The 18782-nt window shown below is 74.7% G+C and carries 13 protein-coding genes; 6 read left to right on the forward strand and 7 right to left on the reverse strand.

Features of this window, described 5'->3' with window-relative positions; translation table 11 throughout:
- Positions 1-39: 39 nt before the first annotated feature.
- From ACGH2B_RS17535 to ACGH2B_RS17545, 3 genes are all read right to left on the reverse strand, one after another.
- Positions 40-1770, reverse strand: coding sequence for an LCP family protein (locus ACGH2B_RS17535; RefSeq protein ID WP_399097086.1), 1731 nt, complete (start codon positions 1768-1770; stop codon positions 40-42).
- A 219-nt stretch (positions 1771-1989) separates the two neighbouring features.
- A complete protein-coding gene (locus ACGH2B_RS17540; protein WP_399090103.1) occupies positions 1990-3117 on the reverse strand; it encodes an LCP family protein in 1128 nt (375 codons plus the stop codon).
- 582 nt (positions 3118-3699) lie between these two features.
- Positions 3700-4464 carry a TIGR03089 family protein gene (locus ACGH2B_RS17545; protein WP_399090106.1) on the reverse strand — a complete coding sequence of 255 codons (765 nt, stop codon included), beginning with the start codon at positions 4462-4464 and terminating at the stop codon, positions 3700-3702.
- A 428-nt stretch (positions 4465-4892) separates the two neighbouring features.
- Between ACGH2B_RS17545 and ACGH2B_RS17550 the strand changes: the two genes are divergently transcribed.
- The gene (locus ACGH2B_RS17550) at positions 4893-5975 is read left to right on the forward strand and encodes a sugar phosphate nucleotidyltransferase (protein WP_399090109.1); all 1083 of its coding nucleotides are present in this window, start codon (positions 4893-4895) and stop codon (positions 5973-5975) included.
- 436 nt (positions 5976-6411) lie between these two features.
- A complete protein-coding gene (locus ACGH2B_RS17555; protein WP_399090112.1) occupies positions 6412-7317 on the forward strand; it encodes a DNA-3-methyladenine glycosylase family protein in 906 nt (301 codons plus the stop codon).
- Between the two features lie 322 nt (positions 7318-7639).
- On the opposite strand, the gene ACGH2B_RS17560 is transcribed toward ACGH2B_RS17555, so the two are convergent.
- From ACGH2B_RS17560 to ACGH2B_RS17570, 3 genes are read right to left on the reverse strand one after another with little or no spacing between them, the layout of a single operon-like run.
- Entirely contained in the window at positions 7640-9007 is a 1368-nt protein-coding gene (locus ACGH2B_RS17560; RefSeq protein ID WP_399090115.1) for a coenzyme F420-0:L-glutamate ligase, read from the reverse strand.
- Positions 9004-9993 carry a 2-phospho-L-lactate transferase gene (gene cofD, locus ACGH2B_RS17565; RefSeq protein WP_399090118.1) on the reverse strand — a complete coding sequence of 330 codons (990 nt, stop codon included), beginning with the start codon at positions 9991-9993 and terminating at the stop codon, positions 9004-9006. The genes ACGH2B_RS17560 and cofD overlap by 4 nt, the downstream gene beginning before the upstream one ends.
- Positions 9994-10047: 54 nt before the next feature.
- On the reverse strand, positions 10048-10566 hold the full coding sequence (locus tag ACGH2B_RS17570; RefSeq protein WP_399090121.1) for a cysteine dioxygenase: 519 nt from the start codon (positions 10564-10566) through the stop codon (positions 10048-10050).
- 701 nt (positions 10567-11267) lie between these two features.
- On the opposite strand from ACGH2B_RS17570, the gene ACGH2B_RS17575 reads away from it, so the two are divergent.
- From ACGH2B_RS17575 to ACGH2B_RS17585, 3 genes are all read left to right on the forward strand, one after another.
- Positions 11268-11531 carry a WhiB family transcriptional regulator gene (locus ACGH2B_RS17575; RefSeq protein ID WP_030282286.1) on the forward strand — a complete coding sequence of 88 codons (264 nt, stop codon included), beginning with the start codon at positions 11268-11270 and terminating at the stop codon, positions 11529-11531.
- Positions 11532-11902: 371 nt separating this feature from the next.
- Positions 11903-15754 (forward strand): glycosyltransferase, encoded by a 3852-nt coding sequence (locus ACGH2B_RS17580; RefSeq protein ID WP_399090124.1) that lies wholly within the window; start codon positions 11903-11905, stop codon positions 15752-15754.
- Positions 15751-17328, forward strand: coding sequence for a DUF5719 family protein (locus ACGH2B_RS17585; protein WP_399090127.1), 1578 nt, complete (start codon positions 15751-15753; stop codon positions 17326-17328). Before ACGH2B_RS17580 ends, ACGH2B_RS17585 begins: the two co-directional genes overlap by 4 nt.
- A 59-nt stretch (positions 17329-17387) precedes the next feature.
- Here the strand turns inward: ACGH2B_RS17585 and ACGH2B_RS17590 are convergent, their stop codons facing one another.
- Positions 17388-17840, reverse strand: coding sequence for a metallopeptidase family protein (locus ACGH2B_RS17590; RefSeq protein ID WP_399090130.1), 453 nt, complete (start codon positions 17838-17840; stop codon positions 17388-17390).
- 342 nt (positions 17841-18182) lie between these two features.
- Between ACGH2B_RS17590 and ACGH2B_RS17595 the strand changes: the two genes are divergently transcribed.
- Positions 18183-18602 carry a DUF3499 domain-containing protein gene (locus ACGH2B_RS17595; protein ID WP_399090133.1) on the forward strand — a complete coding sequence of 140 codons (420 nt, stop codon included), beginning with the start codon at positions 18183-18185 and terminating at the stop codon, positions 18600-18602.
- Positions 18603-18782 lie beyond the last annotated feature (180 nt).

Genomic DNA, 18782 nt, shown 5'->3' on the forward strand with positions numbered 1-18782 from the left:
CGCTCGGCGCCTGTGCGGGGCGGCCGCAGCTCGTTCAGGTCACTTGGCGCAGACGTTCTTGTCATCTGCATTGACGTTCTGGACACCGTCCGGGGTTTCGGTCGGCGCCTCAATAGGGGTTCCAGGGGCGGTGAAGTCCTTGCCGAGGGTCAGCTTCATGGGCACCCGGTCCCCCGCGTTCGTGGCGGACTTCTTGAGTGCGCTCTTGGGCAGGCCCATCCAGTCCGCCAGCGTGGCGGCCTGATCGGCCTGGTCCGGGGCGTACTCGAGCTGGGTGGTGGCCAGCTTCGCCGGGGCGTTGCCCGCGTTGGTGGAGAGCTTGGCGGCCTTGCTGTTCTGCAGCCAGTCCACGGTCTCCTGCGCCGCGCCCAGCGGTCCGCCGCCGTTGGTGACGTCGACCCGGACCAGCTCCGGCGGCGCCTTCTTCACCGGTGCTTTCTTCCCCTTCCCCTTGCCCTTCTTCGCGAGCATGTGGTCGGCCTGAACCATCTTGAACAGGGGTTCGGCCTTGCTCTTGTCGAGTATGACGGTCGCATCGTCCTGAGGGTTGTCCAGGACGGGCACGGTGGCGAAGGTGATTTTGCCGATGTCGACCCGCTTGAGGTCGTTGGCGAGCGCGATGAGCTTGGTCGCACTGCCGATGCCGGTGTCGACCGTCATCGACCTGGTGGCCACCTTGCTGATGTCGTAGAGCTTCGACGGGCTGCTGAACGCGTCCGACTTGATCTTGCGGATCATCGAGCTGAGGAACTGCTGCTGCAGCTCGATACGGCTGAGGTCGCTGCCGAAGCCGACGGTGTGCCGGGTACGGACGAACGCCAGCGCCTGCTCGCCCTTGACGACGTGCCGGCCGGCCTTCAACTTCAGGTGGGACTTGGGGTCGTTGATGTCCTTCGCGGCGCAGACCTCCACACCGTCGACCGCCTCGGACAGCTCCTTGACGGCGTTGAAGTCGACCATCATGAAGTGATTGACCTTCAGCCCGGTCAGCTTCTCGACGGTCCGCCAGGTGCAGCCGGGGTCCCGGCCCTCCTGCCCCAGGCTGGTGTTGAACCGCACACCGCTCTCACCGGGGATGACCTTCTTCGAGCCGTCCTTCTGCTTCGTGGGGCAGGGCGGGATATCGGTGATCATGTCGCGCGGAATGCTCAACGCGGTCGCGTTCGTACGGTCCTTGGAGACGTGCATCAGGACGGTGGTGTCCGCGTGGCCCACGCTGCCGTTGTCGCCGTAGCCCTCGTTGCCCTTACCGGAACGGGCGTCGGTGCCGATGATGAGGATGTTCACCGGGCCGTCGGTGACCGCGTCGTTCTCGATGCCGACATCGACCTTGGGGATGTCGTTGAGCTGCCCGATGACGTAGTACGCCACGCCGCCGCCGGCCACCAGCACGAAGCCGAGGACGCCGGACGTCCACAGCAGCGCCTTCTTCCTGCCGGACTTCTTCGGTTTGGGCCGGCGCCGGCTGGACGTCGCCGCGGCGGCGCCGCCGGAGCGGGCGGCCTTACGGGCGGCGGCCCGGCCACCGGGGCGGGGGCCGCCGTCCGGGGCGGCGGCAGTGGAGCGGCGGTCGCGCTGCGCCGGCAATTCGCGGGTCTCGGTGTCGCGTTCCGGCGCGCGCCGGGAGCGTCCGGGGCCGGGATCCGGCGCGGCCGGTCCGGGTGCGGTGTCGAGCCGCAACTCGTACTTACCGGTGCTGGGGTTGAGTACCCACTGGTCGGCGGGGTCGATGTTGTCGTCCTCCGCCCGCCCACGGCCTTGCGCGTCCACGGTGCCCTGCATCCTCCGTCGGTGCCACGCGGCGCCTCCCCTCGGGCGCACGGTCGGACCTGTGTTTCACGTTCGTTCGTCCGGCTGGTCTGCGGACCGGATCACTCACACTATCCGTCCAGTTCAGCGTGGAACGCCGCCCGTGACAAATTCCACTTCCCTACAACTGGGCAATCCGCCCAATCCATTCGAGCCGTTGGTGCGACCTTTGCGGCATTTTTATTCGCAGATCCCGCGTTCTGTGGTGGTTGCGGGAATGGGCGGTCGCGAAGGCGTCGGTGGCGTTGGGGAACTGACCGTCTTCTCATCGGAGGATGTCGTATCCGAAGCGTTCGGTGAAGAGGTGTGACCGGAGTCGCCGGGGCCGTGCGCGCCGCCGGACGCGGGGGCGGCGGGCACCGGAAGATCCCGGGCCAACCGGTGGAAGAGCTGGTCAGCGGCGGGTTGTGCCAACTCGTCGCGATTGGCGTCGTAGCGGTACCCGGTGCGTGGCACGGTCATGAACCGCACGTGTCCGGCAGGAATGGCGCGCGTGCTGCGGACCAATTCGTAGAGACCGGTGAGGGAAGCCAGTGCCTTGTCGGTGGTGAGGGAACTCGTCGCGGCATCCAGCAGTGGATAGAGCCGGGCCGGATTGAGCAGCACACCATTGCTCTGCACTTTCTTCACGAGAGCGTCAAGGAACTGCTGTTGGCGTTCCATACGCTGCGTATCGCTTCCGTTACCCAGACTCTTGCGGGCGCGGACAAATCCGAGGGCTTCTTCGCCGTGCAGGGTCTGCCGCCCGGCCGGGAGATCGATCCGCGCCTGGGGATCGTGGAGCGGCCGTGGCAGACACATCGCGACGCCGCCGACCGCGTCCACCATCCGCTTGAATCCGACGAAATCGACGATGACGTGGTGCCCGACGCGGATGCCGGTCAGCTTCTCGACGGTACGGATGACGCAGGCGGCGCCCCCGGTCTGGAACGCGGCGTTGAACGGGGTGACGCCCGCCGGTGTCCGCCGCCCGTCCGCGCCGGTGCACGCGGGGACGGACACCATCAGATCGCGCGGGATGCTCACCGCGGTGGCGCTGCGCCGGTCGGCGGCGAGGTGCAGCAGGAGGGTGGTGTCCGCGCGCCGGGTGCCGTTGTCGGTGCCGTACGCGCCGTTGCCGCCGCCGCGGGTGTCGGAGCCGATCAGCAGGATGTTCTCGGCGTCCGGCGGTCCGCTCGGGGGGCGCTCGGCCTCGTATTTCTCCAGTTCGTTCTGGGTGGCGCCGTCGGCGTGGAGGTTGCCGCTGAGGTGGGCGTAGAGGGCGTACCCGGTACCGGCGAGCCCCAGCAGCGCGGCGGCGGCGCCCACCGCGACCCACCGGGGCCAGCGCCGCCGGGGAGCGCGGTCCGCCGGGGCGGTGCCGTCCGCCGGGGGGCCGCCGGGGGCTTCGCCGGGGTTTCCGCCGGGGGCGTCCGGGGCGCCGGGCGAGGGGTGGGGATTGCCGGGCGGGGGGTGGGGGCCGTCCGTCACCTGCGCATCCCTCCCTGGCCTCTCGGCGGTGCCGCGCGCGTGGCCCGGTGGTGGGGGCGCGGTGGTGGCGCCGTCCCGCGCCGGGCGGGCGCGTATTCCAGGATCATGGCCCCGCGGCGCCGAAGAGGCCCGCTCCGGCGGAGGTACGGTCCGCCGGACGGGGGAGTTCCGGGGCGTGCGCCGGGTGTGCGGCCGTGGTGTTCCGGGGCGTGCGCGGGCGCGCGGGAGGCGGTGCGACGGCGGGGCCGCGGGGTGGTGCGACGGCGTGGTGCGCGCGAAGGGCCGGCCGCCCGCGACGGGGGTGGCGTACGGCCCGCGGACCGGGGGTCCGGCCATCCCCCCCCCGGGCGCCCGGCCGCGCGCGGGCCGGAAAGCGACGACCGGCCGCGCGGGCCGGAGCCCGGCGGCCGGACGTGCGGGTCAGAGCGTGGCGGAGGGGGCCTGGAAGGTGACCTGTTCGCTGCGGGCGCGGGTCGCGGCGGCGGTCTCGTCCAGCCGCTCCGCGTGGCGGCACAGCACCACCGAACCGCCGGTGGCCAGCGGGGCGTACAGCCCGTAGGACAGGCCCGGCCAGCCGTCGTAGGCGAGGCCCGACAGCACCCGGGGCGTGGGCGGCATCCCGGCGGCGCGGGCGTCGGCCAGCGCGCGGTCGACGACCTCCGCGCCGGTCAGCTCCTCGCCGTCCACGGAGAGCGAAAGGTCATCCCCGGTCACCGGGGCGAACGGGGCGAAGCGGTCACCCTGGGAGGGCACCTCCACCGCGTAGTCGGCGAACCCGGCCGGCGGCTCGGGGAACCGGCCGCCCAGCGGCCGCAGGGCCAGCGCCACCCGCTCACCGGTGCAGGCGCGGGCGGTCTCCAGCCGGTCCGGGCCGCTGACCACCACATCGGCGGCGGCCGGGTCCCCGTCGACATCGGCCAGCACCCCGACGGACGAGGCGGCCACCAGCCACACCGCGGTCTGCCAGTGGGCGGGCAGCAGCAGCGCGAGGCGGTCGCCGGGACCGGCGGCCAGATCGCCCTGGAGATAGTTGGCGGTCTTCGCCACCCAGTTGGCGAAGGTCGCGACGGACAGCTCCACGCGCTCACCGGTGGCGTCGTCGTAGAAGGTCACGAGGGGGCGGGCGGGATCCGCGGCGAGCGCGGAACGCAGCAGGCCGGCGGGGGTGCGTTCGGTGGCGTTCACGGTCGCAGGGTACGGGACCGGGCCCGCGCGGTGACGGTGGATGAGCGGGTGCGGGGCACGGACCCGTACGGGGCGGGGCCGCTTCCTCACAGGGCGGGGCGCGGGTCCCGTAAGGGGCGTCCGGCGGGCCCGTAGGGGAGAGGGCCCGACCCGTACGGGACGGCCGTCGGCCCCTACGGGTCCTGACGCGGTATCAGGCCGGGCCGGGTGCGGCAGTGGTGAGGCGTGGCCCGCCGGGTGGGCGGCGGAGGGCGGCGGGCCGGGGGCGCGGGGCCCGGAGCGCGGCGTCGCCGGGGGCCCGTCCGGTGCCGGTGTGCCCGGCAACACCGCACGTCACCGCGTACGCCGCCCCCGGGCCGGGCCGCCAGGGCGTCTGCCTACACTGGTCGGCCGATCGGCCGACCCCAGCAGGAAGCAGAGACGACAAGGTGACTGAAGCGATCCTCCTGGTCGGCGGCAAGGGCACGAGGTTGCGCCCGCTGACGGTGCATACGCCCAAACCGATGGTGCCGGCGGCCGGTGTGCCGTTCTTGACCCACCAGTTGGCGCGGGCCCGCGCCGCGGGCGTCGAGCACATCGTCCTCGCCACCTCCTACCTCGCCGAGGTCTTCGAACCGCACTTCGGCGACGGCTCCGACCTGGGCCTGCACCTGGAGTACGTGACGGAGGAGGAACCGCTGGGCACCGGCGGCGCGATCCGCAACGTCGCCTCCCGGCTGCACTCCGCCCCGGGCGACCCGGTCCTCATCTTCAACGGCGACATCCTCACCGGGCTCGACATCCCGGCGCTCGTCGACACCCACCGCACCAGCGGCGCCGACGTCTCGCTGCACCTGTCGCGGGTCGAGGACCCGCGCGCCTTCGGGCTGGTGCCCACCGACGACTCCGGTCGCGTCACCGCCTTCCTGGAGAAGCCGCAGACGCCGGAGGAGATCGTCACCGACCAGATCAACGCCGGGGCGTACGTCTTCAACCGCTCGGTCATCGACACCATCCCGGCCGGCCGGCCGGTCTCCGTCGAGCGCGAGACCTTCCCCGGACTGCTCGCCGACGGCGCCCATCTCCAGGGCATGGTGGATTCCACCTACTGGCTCGACCTCGGCACCCCGCAGGCGTTCGTCCGCGGCTCCGCCGACCTGGTCCTGGGCCGCGCCCCGTCCCCGGCGGTGCCCGGCCGGTGCGGGGAACACCTGATCCTGGACACCGCGCGGGTCGCCCCGGACGCCAAGCTGACCGCCGGCACCGTCGCCGGTCCCGGCAGCCGGATCGGCGCCGGCGCCCGGGTCGAGGGCTCCACGGTGCTGGCGGACGCGGTGATCGAGGAGGGCGCGGTCGTCCGCGACTCCCTGATCGGCGCGGGCGCCCGGATCGGCGCCCGCACGGTCCTGGACGGCGCGGTCATCGGCGACGGCGCGGTCATCGGCGCCGACAACGAACTCCGCGACGGCATCCGCGTCTGGTGCGACGCCCACCTCCCTGACGGCGCCGTGCGGTTCTCCTCGGACCAGTAGCCGTGCGGTTCCCCTCGGACCAGTAGGGGAGAGGCGGGCCGAACAGGGGAGAGGCGGGGCTCTTGGGGGCCCCGGGCCTCCCCGTAAGGGACGGGGCCTGGGCCCGGGGGCGTCCGCCCCTCCGGCTACGCAGGCCCGTAGGGCTGGGCTGTTTCCGTACGAGTTCGGGCCCGGACCCGTAGAGCCTCCGTCTCGGCCCGTAGGGGCTCCCGGCCGGACCCTCGGGGGCCGGGGACCGCTCCCGTAAGGGGTCCGATTCCGGTCCCGTAGGGGCGACGGGCGCGGGCCCCGCAGGGCTTCCGCCCGGGGCCCCCGGAGCGCCGTTCCGCCCCGCCGCGGCTCCCGGCCGGACCCGTAAGGGCTTCCCGGCCAGGCCCCGCAAGGGGCGCGGATCGCTCCCGCCCCCGCTGTCACCCCGATCGCCTACGCTGGCGAGATGCCCGTCCGTACCTGGGAGCCGCCCGGCCCCTACGACCTGCACCGCACGCTCGGCGTGCTGGGGCGGGGGCCGGGCGATCCCGCTTTCCAGGTGCGCGGCGGCGAGATCTGGCGGGCCAGCCGCACCCCGGAGGGACCCGGCACCCTCCGGCTGGCGGTCCGGCCCGCCGACGGCGTTGTGGCGGCCGAGGCGTGGGGGCCCGGCGCCGACCGGCTGCTGGAGGGGCTGCCCGCACTCCTCGGCGCGGCCGACGACCCGGAGGCGTTCACCCCGCGCCACCGCCTCGTCCACGCCGCGCACCGCCGCCACCGCGGCGTCCGGCTCGCCCGTACGGGGCTGGTCCTGGAGTCGCTGATCCCCTCCGTCCTGGAGCAGAAGGTCACCAGCGACGAGGCGTACCGCGCCTGGCGGCTGCTGCTCCAGCGGCACGGCGAGCCCGCCCCCGGCCCCTGGGAGCGGCTGCGGGTGATGCCCGATCCGCGCGGCTGGGCGATGATCCCGTCCTGGGAGTGGCACCGCGCGGGCGTCGACGCCAAACGCTCCGACACGATCGTGCGCGCGGCGCGGGCCGCCCGGCGGCTGGAAGAGGCCGCCGCGATGGACCTCACCGCCGCCACCCGCAGGCTCCGCGCCCTCCCCGGCATCGGCCCGTGGACCGCCGCCGAAACACTGCAGCGCGTCCTCGGCGCCCCGGACGCGCTCACCCTCGGCGACCTCCATCTGCCGAAGATCATCGGCTACGCCCTCACCGGCCGCCGGGGCACCACCGACGCGCAGATGCTCGACCTGCTCGCGCCGTACGACGGCCAGCGCCACCGCGCGGCCCGGCTGATCCTGCTCTCCGGCACGGTCCCGCCCCGCCGCGCCCCGCGCTTCCCCGTCGGCGACATCGCCCGTCTGTGACCCGCGGGCACGGCCCCCCCGTGCGGGAGCCGCGGGGGACGCGCCCCCCGGACCCGCACCGCTCCCCTTACGGGCTCCCACCGAACCCGTAAGGGTGGCCCTTCGACCCGTACGGGGCCGCCCCGGGACCCCCCTCGAACCCGTAAGACTCGCGCCGCACCCCGTACGGGCCGACGCCGAACCCGTAAGGGCGACACCGCCCCCGTACGGGCGACACCACCCCCCCCGGCCCGGCGCCACGGAACGGAGCCCGCCGGGCCGATACAGGCATCCGGCGGGCTTCGGCCCTTCTCCTTTACGGGCGGTGGTCAGCCCCGGCCGCTCACCGGACCTCGATGAAGTCCGCGCCGTCCCGTGCGGGGCGGTCCTTCGGCGGGGCGGCGGGGCGGCCGATCGCGACGGCGCCCATCGGATCCCAGTCGGCGGGCAGGTCCAGGACCTCGCGGACCACGTCGCGGCAGAACATCGTCGACGACACCCAGGCCGAGCCGAGGCGCTCACCGGCGAGGGCGACCAGGAAGTTCTGGATGCCGGCGCCGTTCGCGACGACGAACATCTCCCGCTCGGCGGCCGCCCGGCGCGCGTCCGGATAGCTGTGCGCGCCGTCCGCCACCAGGCACGGCACCGCCAGATACGGGGCGTTCCGCAGCACATCACCGCGGCGCAGCCGGCGGGCGACGGACTCCTCGGAGAACCCGTCGGCCCGCAGATCGGCGGCCCAGGCGTCCCGCATCGCGTCCAGCAGCCGGGTCCGACTCGCTTCCGACTCCAGCAGGACGAACCGCCACGGCGTGGTGTGGTGCGGCGCCGGGGCGGTCAGCGCCGCCGCGACCGCCCGCCGCACCGCGCCGCCGTCCACCGGATCGTCGGTGAACTCCCGCACCGTGCGCCGCAGCGTCACCGCCTCGCGGATCGCCTCGGACGTACCGAGCCGGAACATGTCACCGTCACCGCCGCGCACCAGCGCCGACGCACCCGTGTCGGCCGCGTCGCCCGCGCCGTCCGCCGCGTCCGGACCGGCCGCCGTCACGACGTGCGGCAGCCCCCGGACCACCGCGACCGGCAGCGCCGCCGCCTTGCCCTTCACCAGGTCGCCCGCGGCGGCGAGCTCATCGGCGGTGGCCACCACCGTCGCGCTGAGCGGATTGCCGTACGCGTCGGTGCCGCCCCGCAGATCGTCCAGCACACGGACGCCCGCGGCGCCGATCGCCACATCCGTCAGCCCCGACCGCCACGGCCGCCCGAAGGTGTCGCTGATGACGATGCCGACGTCCACACCGAGCGCCTCCCGCAGCCCGGCGCGGAGCGCACGCGCCGACGCGTCCGGGTCCTCGGGGAGCAACAGCACCGTCCCGTAAGGGGTGTTGGAGGCGTCGACCCCGGCGGCGGCCATGATCAGACCCTGCCGGTTCTGCACGATGCGCAGCGTGCCGCGGCGCGCCACCACGCGGACCGTCTCCCGGTCGATGGCCTCCTCGCGGTCGGTCGCCTCGACGATCCGGCCCTCGGCCTTGCTGACGATCTTGGACGTGACGAGCAGGACGTCGCCGTCGGCGAGCCCGGGCAGCCCGCCGGCGGTGGCGGCGGCCGCGATCAGCTTCACCAGATCGTCGCCGGGACGCACCTCGGGGATGCCGGGCAGCGCCCAGACACGGTATGCGGGGACGGCCGCCCCGGTGGAGTCGTTCATGCCCGTGCCTCCCCGGCAAGCGTCAGCGCCGCCCGCGCCATCGCGGCGGTCGCGTCGAGATCGGTCATCATCAGCGGCACCGCCCGGCAGCGGATCCCCGCCGCCTCGACATCGGCGACGGCCGCGGCGTCCACCTCGTCGACCAGCCAGCCGTCCAGCAGCCCGGCGGGGACCCCGTCCGCCGCCGCGCGCCCCTTCGGCCCGTAGTGCCGGGCGACCGCCGCGGCCGTCGCCTCGACGCCGACGGCGGCCAGCACCTTGTCGGCCATCCCGCGCACCGGCGCGCCCCCGACGATGGGGGAGAGGCCGACCACGGGGGCGTCCGCCGCCGCGACGGCCTCCCGGATGCCGGGCACCGCCAGGATCGTGCCGACGCTCACCACCGGGTTGGACGGCGGCAGGACGATGACGTCCGCGGCGGCGATCGCCTCCAGCACGCCCGGCGCCGGAACGGCGTCCTCGGCGCCGACCGGCACCACCGCGAGCGCGTCCACCGAGGCCCGCATCCGCACCCAGTACTCCTGGAAGTGGACCGCCCGCCGCTCCCCGCCCTCCTCGACGGCGACGTGCGTCTCGACACGGTCGTCGGTCATCGGCAGCAGCCGCACGCCCGGCTTCCAGCGGTCGCACAGCGCCTCGGTGACGGCGCTGAGCGGATAGCCGGCGCCCAGCATCTGGGTCCGTACGAGGTGGGTGGCGACGTCCCGGTCGCCGAGACCGAACCAGTCGGGCCCCACGCCGTACGCCGCCAACTCCTCCTTCACCCGGAAGGATTCGTCGTCACGGCCCCAGCCCTTCGCCTCGTCGATGCCGCCACCGAGCGTGTACATCACGGTGTCGAGGTCGGGACAGACCTTGAGCCCGAAGAGATGGATGTCGTCGCCGGTGTTCCCGATGACGGTGATCTCCGCCTCCGGCTGAGCTGCCTTCAGTCCCCGCAGGAAGCGGGCGCCGCCGATACCGCCGGCCAGAACAACAATGCGCATGCCCTCAGTCTGGCAGCCGCGCGTCACCGGCCGGCGGCCGCCGTCGACGGATCGTCAGCGCGCGGCGGCCTCGGCCGCCTGAGCGGCGACGGCGTGCTGCGAGGGGTGCATCTCCATCTCCGTCAGCCCGGGGAAGTACAGGTGCAGGCTGACCGCGGGCGTCAGCGCGTCGTTGACGACCTCGTGGACGTACCCGGGCGCGAAGACCCGCTGCGCACCGGGGCGCAGCGTGCGGTGCGTCTCCCGCCCGCCGGACGTCGCACGTTCGGTCAACTCCCCTTCCAGCACCGTCAGTACGCCGGACGAACGCCCGTGGTCGTGGCGGCCGCTGCCCTGTCCGGGCAGCCAGCTCAGCAACCACACCTCGTACCCGGCGGACGGGACCGAGCGCAGCCGGTGGTACCAGCGGGTGGTGGCGTCGTAGCGGACCAGCGGGGCCCAGGAGGCGCGGTCGGCGGCGAGGGAGCCGGCCAGCCCGGCGAAGCCGGCGACGGTGGAGGGGTGGGCGGGGACGGGCGGCAGGAGGTGGGCGACGGAGAGCGGGTCACCGGCGATCTGGACATCGCTGTTCATGTGCTTCGGGTTCCTCGGCGGACGAGCGGAGACGGGGGATGACGCGAAGGGGCTGCGGCGGGCGCGCGGTGGTCTCCCGGTGGGGCACCGACTGGCGCGCGCGTTCAGCGGAGCGCTGCGGGGGTGGTGCGGCGAAGGGGGCTGGAGCTCGGTGGCTTCAACAGCTCGAACAGCGACAGCGAGCGTGCGCGGCGCGCAGCGACCCGTGGAAACGGGTCGTACGGGGCGCGGAGGTCGCTGGCATGGCACCAAGGAGACCGGTTTGCGTCCGCGATGTCAACCGGACGCCTTCCGGGGCGGCGGGGCTTCACCCCATCCGGTCGGACCGCCCGGCGAAAGGTTTGTGCCCCGGTGTCCGGGAGCAAGGGCCCGGCAGCCGCGCCCGCGTACGCCGTCGCGGTCCTGTGACCCCGCTGTGATCTTGTCCGCTCCGGGGCGCGGGGTGCAACGCGCGTGCGGTCGGTCACGTCCCTGTGGGTAACGGGGCGAGCCTCCCGGCGCGCACCCCAGGGAAGTGTCCTGGTTTTTCATGATTTGAACACTTTCTGCGTACGTTTGGTTCCGCAGAGTGAATAAGGAGCGCAATAGCAGATCTTGGCTTGACTGGCCCGGATCCCCGCACTTGTAATTTCACTCGTGTCGTTCGGCCGTTGTCGATCACGGTCGCATCACGGGGACGTCAAGACAGACGAGGGGCGCACATGACCGAGCTGTTCGAAGAATTGCTGGTCGAAGAGGCGGAGGAAGAGCTCGGCTGGCAGGAGCGCGCACTGTGCGCGCAGACCGACCCCGAGTCCTTCTTCCCGGAGAAAGGCGGCTCCACCCGCGAGGCCAAGAAGGTCTGCCTCGCCTGTGAGGTCCGCTCCGAGTGTCTGGAATACGCCCTCGCCAACGACGAACGCTTCGGAATCTGGGGCGGTCTGTCGGAGCGCGAGCGGCGCCGGCTGAAGAAGGCCGCCGTCTGAACGCGGCACGGAAGTCCGCCGGGCGGACGGTACGCGGCCCCGCGGGCCCCGCGGCCCTCCCACGCCAACTCCCCATATCCCCCTATAGCGAACCCACCGCCTCCGGCGCACATGACGCCGGGGGCGGTCCGCTGTGTGAGGAGCCGGTGGGCGCGGGCGGGTGAACCATTAGTGTGGGGCTCCGTCCGAGACGTGCCGCCGCCCGAGCGGGCGCGCGCGTCCCTAGGGGGTGTCGTCAACGTCCCGTCCGGCTCGCGGCGCCCGGCGGTGACGCTTCCCCTAGTAGTCCGTCGCAGTGTCTTCCGGGGGCGCCGGTCCGCGCGGCTTCGCCGCCGGCCCCGAACTCCCGGGTCCGGAGGGCCCGTACCTCGATGTCCGTGCACAGCCAGTCGGCGGCCCAGACCGCCACAGATCCCGCAGGCACCCCTCAGTTCCCACGGCATGTCGTCACCGCCGTGATCGTCTCCCACGACGGTGCCCGCTGGCTGCCCGACGCGCTCGCCGGGCTGCAGGGCCAGGAACGCCCGGTACAGAACGTCATCGGCGCCGACACCGGCAGCGCGGACGACTCCGCCCAACTCCTCGGCGCCGCCCTCGGCGACGAGCGGGTACTGCACCTCGCCCGCCGCTCCGGCTTCGGCACCGCCGTCGACGAAGCGGTCCGCACCGCCCCCGTCCTCACCCCCGACGACCTGCCGTACCTGCGGCGCCCCAGCGGCTGGGACCCCGTCAGCCGCACCTGGCGCGACGACGCGTACGACATGCCGGAGCTGCCGCACGGCGAACCGGTCCAGTGGCTGTGGCTGCTGCACGACGACTGCGCGCCCGAGCCGACCGCCCTCGCCGAACTGCTGCGCGTCGCCGACGCCAGCCCCTCCGCCGCCGTCATCGGCCCCAAGCTGCGTAGCTGGTACGACCGCCGGCAGTTGCTGGAGGTCGGCGTCTCCATCGCGCGCAGCGGCCGCCGCTGGACCGGCCTGGACCGCCGCGAACAGGACCAGGGCCAGCACGACCAGGTCCGCCCGGTCCTCTCCGTCTCCAGCGCCGGCATGCTCATCCGCCGCGATGTCTACGAGGAGCTGGGCGGCTTCGACCGGCGGCTGCCGCTGATGCGCGACGACGTCGACCTGTGCTGGCGCGCCCAGGCGGCGGGCCATCAGGTCCTCGTCGCCCCCGACGCCGTACTGCGGCACGCCGAGGCCGCCGCCCGCGAACGCCGCACCGTCGACTGCGTCGGCCGCTCGGTGGCGAGCCCGCACCGCGTCGACAAGGCCGGCGCCGTCTACACCCTGCTCGCCAACACCCGCGGCGCGCTGCTGCCGTACGTACTGATCCGGCTGGTCCTCGGCACCGTGCTGCGGGTCCTGGCCTACCTGGTCGGGAAGGTGCCGGGGCAGGCGCTCGACGAACTCGCCGGGCTCTTCGGCACGCTGCTGCGGCCGGGCCGCATCCTCGCCGCCCGGAAACGGAGAGGCCGCCCGGCCACCGAGGCGGGCGAGCTGCGCCCGCTGTTCCCGCCGCCGGGCGCGACCGTCCGCGTCACCGTCGAACAGGTCGCGGGCAACCTCACCGGCCGGGCCGCGCCCGATGTCGCGTCGGCCGGGCGGCACGGCGCGGTGGAGTCCGGGCCGGGCGGGGACGACGCCGACTTCCTCGACGTCGAGCAGTTCGCCCGGCTCAAGCGGATCGCCCGCCGCCCGGCGCCGGTCCTCTTCGCCGTCCTGCTGCTGGTCTCGCTGATCGCCTGCCGCGGACTGCTCGGCTCCGGCGCGCTCTCCGGCGGCGCGCTGCTGCCCGCGCCCGCGCACGTGACCGAGCTGTGGTCGTCCTACCTCGACAGTTGGCACCAGGTCGGCACCGGCTCCACCGCCGCGGCGCCGCCCTACCTCGCCGTCCTCGCGCTGCTCTCCACCCTCTTCCTGGGCAGCACCGGCTTCACCCTCACCCTGCTGCTGGTCTGCTCCGTCCCGCTGGCCGGCCTCTCCGCCTACTTCGCCTCCCGCCCGCTGGTCGCCTCCCGGCTGCTGCGCGCCTGGGGCAGCGTCGTCTACGCGTTCCTGCCCGCGGCGACCGGCGCGCTGGCCGGCGGCCGGCTCGGCACCGCGGTGCTGGCGATCACACTGCCGGCGATGGCCCGCGCCGCCGTCGCGGCGGGCGGACTGCGCCTGGCGCCGGGCACCCGCCCGAGCTGGCGCGCCACCTGGGCGCTGGCGCTGCTGACCACCTTCACCATGGCGTTCACGCCCGTCGTCTGGCCGCTCGTGGTGGCGCTGAACCTCGCGCTGCTGGTGCTGCGCGCCCTCGACGGCAGCCGCGCCCTGCTCACCGGGTACGCCCTGCGGTTCGCGGCCGTGGCGCTGGCACCGCTGGTCGTCCTCGCGCCCTGGTCGCTGTCGCTCTTCGCGCACCCCGCCAACTTCTTCCGTGAGGCCGGTCTGGAGTACGGCGCGGGCTCCGCGTCCGCGTTCGACCTGCTCTCGGTCGACCCCGGCGGCCCGAAGACGGCGGGCGGTCTGCTGCTGCTCGGCATCGTCCTGGCCGCGCTCGGCGCCGCGCTGCGCGACGCCCGGCAGAAGACGATCCGTACCGCCTGGGCGGTCGCGTTCGCCGCGCTGCTGCTCGCCGCGCTCGGCAACGGCCAGGGCTGGACCGGCCCGCTGATGCTGGTCTACGGCCTGGCGCTGCTGACCGCCGCGGCCGTCGGCGCGGAGGGCATCCGCACCCGCATGATCGCCCTCGGCTTCGGCTGGAAGCAGCCGGTCGCCGTGCTGATCGCGCTGGCCTCGGCGCTCGCGCCGCTCTACGCCGCCGTCACCTGGATGATCACCGGCGCCGCCGGGCCGCTGGAGCGGCGCGATCCGGTGCAGGTCCCGGCGTTCGTCGCCGAGGAGTCGTCCACCGCCGACCGGGCCCGCACCCTGGTGCTCGACGGCGGCGACGGCCACGTCGGCTACAGCCTGGTCCGCGGCTCCGGCGCCCGCCTCGGCGACGCCGACCTGGCCCGCGAGGCCGGGGACGACCAGCGGCTCGGCACCATCGTCGCCAACCTCGTCGCCGGCTCCGGCGCCGACCAGACCAGCCAGCTCGGCGGCTACGCCGTCCGCTACGTCCTGGTCCGCGACGGCGCCCCCCGCGAGATGGGCCGCGTCCTGGACGCCACGCCCGGCCTGACCCGGCTCAGCCAGGACGACGGCAGCGCCCTGTGGCGCGTCGACCGGCGCGTCTCCCGGGTGACGATCGTCGCGGGCGACGCCGCCGACGGCACCCGCGCCGGGGACGCCGCCGCGCCCGTCGCGGTGGCCGCCGGACCCGTCGAGGCCCACACCCGGGTGCCCGCCGGACCCGAGGGCCGGGTCCTGCGGGTCGCGGACGCCGCCGACGCGGGCTGGCAGGCCACGCTGGACGGCACCCCGCTCAAGCCGGTCACCGTCGACGGCTGGGCGCAGGGCTTCGCCCTCCCGGCCGGCGCCGGCCGCCTCGACCTCACCCACGAGAACCCGCTCGGCCACACCCTCTGGCTGGCCGCCCAGGGCCTGCTCGCCGTCGTCCTGGTGGTCCTGGCGCTGCCGGGCCGCCGCCGGGAGATCGACGACGACCTGCCGGAGGAGGCCGCCCCGGCCCAGGCGCAGGCCATGGCCGCGACCGGCGACGGCCGCCGCGCCCGCCGCCTGCGCGCGGCCGCCCAGGCCGCCGAGGCCCCCGCACCGGACGCCGACGCCGCCCCCGGCGACACGTTCCCCGCCGCCCCGGCCCCCGGCCAGGGCCCGGACCCGTACGCCCCGGCGGCACACGACCCGTACGCGGTGGCCCCGCAGACCCCGTACGACCCGTGGGGCGGCACCCCGCAGCAGCCCGACGAGCCGTCGGCCGTCCCGCAGCCCGGCGGCCCGGCCCCCGTCCCGCAGCAGTTCGGCCACGACACCGGCGACGCCCACGGGGCGCCGTACGGCGACGCGGCCCCCTACGGTGACGCCGCCCGGACCCCGTACGGGTACGGGCAGCCCGACCCCTACCAGCAGCCCGGCGGCCACCCGGCCGACCCGTACGGGACCGGCGCCCCGCAGCCCGGCGGCTACGACCCGTACGCCTACGGGCAGCAGCCGTACCCGGGGCAGCAGCCCTACGACGGGCAGCAGATCCCGGCCCAGCAGCCCTACGACGACGGCACGACGTACCCCGGCCCGTCCGCCGGACCGCGCCGTGACGGGAGCGAGCAGCAGTGAAGCGCACGATGATGACCCTGACCGGCGCGGCGGTCGCGCTCGCCGCGGCGACCGGCGTCGCCGCCGTCGCGGCCCCCGGTGGCACCTCCGCCGAGGCGGCGCACGGCGCGGCCCGCAAGCCGGTCGAACGCTCCGCACTCCTCTGCCCGACCCCGACCTCGTCGGACGTCGGCGAGACCACGTACACCGCGTTCTCACCCAAGGGCGCCGCCGGCGAGGGCACCGCCGAACTGCACGCCGCCGGAACGGTCCAGGAGACCACCGGCGGCAAGGACAAGGACGACGAGGACGCCAAGGGGGACAAGGGCGGCAAGGACGCCAAGGACGGCGGCGCTCCGGAGGCCGGGCAGCAGACCGTGCCGCCGCGCGACCGCAAGCCGGTCGCCCCGCTGAAGAGCGCGGGCACCCCCGTCACCGCCACCACCAACCGCTCCGACGCCCCCGCGCTGACCGGCGAGGCCGACGGCGCGCTGGCGCCCGGCTGGACCGTCCAGCAGACCACCTCGGTCGCCGCGGGCTCCGGACGCGGTCTGCTCGGGCTGAGCTGCGCCGCGCCCGACACCACGTTCTGGTTCCCGGGCGTCAGCACCGGCAAGGACCGCCAGGACTACGTCCACCTCACCAACCCCGACGCCACCCAGGCCGTCGTCGACCTCGAACTGCGCGGCAAGGACGGCGCGCTCAGCGGCGACGCGGGCGAGAACATCGCCGTCCCGCCGCACACCACCGTCCCGGTGCTGCTCTCCACCCTCACCACCTCCCCGCAGCCCGACGCGGCGCTGCACGTCACCGCCCGCGAGGGCCGGATCGGCGCCTCCGTGCAGGCGTCCGACACCCACCGGGGCGGCGACTGGCTCCCGGCCGCCGCCGACCCGGCGCCCGGCGCGGTGCTCCCCGGCATCCCCGCCGACGCCACCTCCGTCCGGCTGATCGTCCTGGCCCCCGGCGACACCGACGCCGACCTGAAGGTGCAGCTCGCCACCCCGACCGGCTCGATCACCCCGGCCGGACTGGAGTCGCTGCACGTCAAGAGCGGAATGACGACGGCCGTCGATCTCAAGAACCAGGGCGAGGCGGGCTCCCTGGTGCTCTCACCCGCCGACGGCGGCTCCCGCGCCCCGATCGTCGCGGCGCTCCAGGTGACCCGCGGCAAGGGCGACAACCAGGAGATGGCGTTCATCCCCGCGACCCGCCCCGTCGAGGCCCGCGCCACCGCCGCCGACAACCGCGCCAAGGGCTCCACGCTCTCCCTGGTCGCCCCGGAGAAGGGCAAGGACGCCAAGGTCACCGTCACCGCCTCGGCGGGCAGCGGCGGCGGCAGCCCGGTCAGCAAGACGTACACGGTCAAGGGCGGCACCACCCTCGCCGTCGAACCGCCGCACCCGCAGGGCCTCAAGGGCGCCTACGCCCTGACGGTGACACCGGCCCCCGGCAGCGGCCCGGTCCACGCGGCCCGCACCCTGGCCCTGCCGCAGGGCGCCGTCCCCGCCTTCACGGTGCAGACCCTCCCGGACGACCGGGGCACGGTGGTGGTCCCGACGGCGGGCCAGGACCTGTCACTGCTGACCGACTGACGGACCGACGGGCCCCGGGCCGCCCGGCCCGGGGGAGCGGTGGACGCGTGGCGGCCGGATCAGTCCTGGCCGTAGCGCGGATCCACCGACTCCGGCGCCAGCCCCAGGAGTTCGGCGACCTGCTCCACGACGATCTCGTGGACCAGCAGCGCCCGCTCGTCACGGCTCTTGGTACGGATCTCGACGGGGCGGCGGTAGACGATGACGCGGTCACGGTGCGGCCCGGCGGCCGGGACCGCCCGCCCCAGCGGCACCGTCCCGTCGTCCGGCTCCGCCCCGTCCTCCGGACCGAACAGCGGCACCTCCTGGACGAAGAAGTCGACGCCGGACAGTTGCGGCCAGCGCCGCTCCAGCCGGTCACGCGCGTCGTGGACGAGATCCTCGAAGGCGTCGGCGCGGCTGACCGAGAGCGGGACCTGCGGCGGGGCGATGGGACCGCGCATGCCACGGCCGTGGCGGTCACGGCGGCGCGGGCGCGGCTCCGTCGGGCGGGGCGGTTCGGACGTGTCCATCGCCTCCGAGCGTAGCCGCCGCGGCCCTTCCGGGGAGGCGGAGCGAGGCATCCGGGAACACCGGGGCGGATGACCGGTCCGATAACGATTGTGTTCATTTGGCGCGCCCCGGCCGCCGCGCCGCCGCCTGCCCCGGGTGCGCGGCCCATCCCGGCCCCTCCCTCCGGCGTTTCGCCCTTTTCCTCCCCATCTCCCTCCGGGGAATCCCGGTATGCCGCCCCGGAGCGGCGCTCATTCCGCCGCCGCGCGGCCCTTTCCGTGCCGTCCGGCGCAGGCCGCCGCGAGCGGGTGCAGGTCAGACGCACCGGACGAAGTGGGACGACACGGTCGGGCGAGCGGGAGGTGAGTCGTCGCGGCCCGGTCAAGAGTGCGGTACCGTCCAACGTCGTGAGCCCTGTACGTCGCTGTTCGCGCACTGCGTGCGGCCGCCCCGCCGTCGCAACGCTGACGTACGTCTACGCGGATTCGACCGCCGTGCTCGGGCCGCTCGCCACCTACGCGGAACCCCACTGCTACGACCTGTGCGCCGAGCACTCCGAGCGCCTGACCGCACCCCGTGGCTGGGAAGTCGTCCGCCTCGCCGTCGATCCCGGCCCGGCCCGCCCCGGCGGTGACGACCTCGAAGCGCTCGCCAACGCGGTCCGTGAGGCGGCCCGTCCCCCGGAGCGCCCCGCCGCCCCGGAGCGGACCGAGACCCGCGACCCCCAGCCGGGCGCCCCGCGCCGCGGCCACCTCCGGGTCCTGCGCTCGCCGGATTCCTGACGCCTGGTCAGTTTTTCGCACGGGCCTGGTTCCTGACGGCCTGTCTGTCCGGTCCGCCCCCTCGCGTGGTCCGGTTTCCGCCGCCGTCCACCTTCCGGTGAAGGCCCGTTTCCCTCCTGGAGTCCGGGCTGTCACGGGTGGCGCGGCCGTCCGCGTACCGCCTGGCGCGTACCCGACGTC

Origin of the sequence: Streptomyces sp. BBFR2, assembly GCF_044497305.1 — a bacterium.
Taxonomy (GTDB): Bacteria; Actinomycetota; Actinomycetes; order Streptomycetales; family Streptomycetaceae; genus Streptomyces.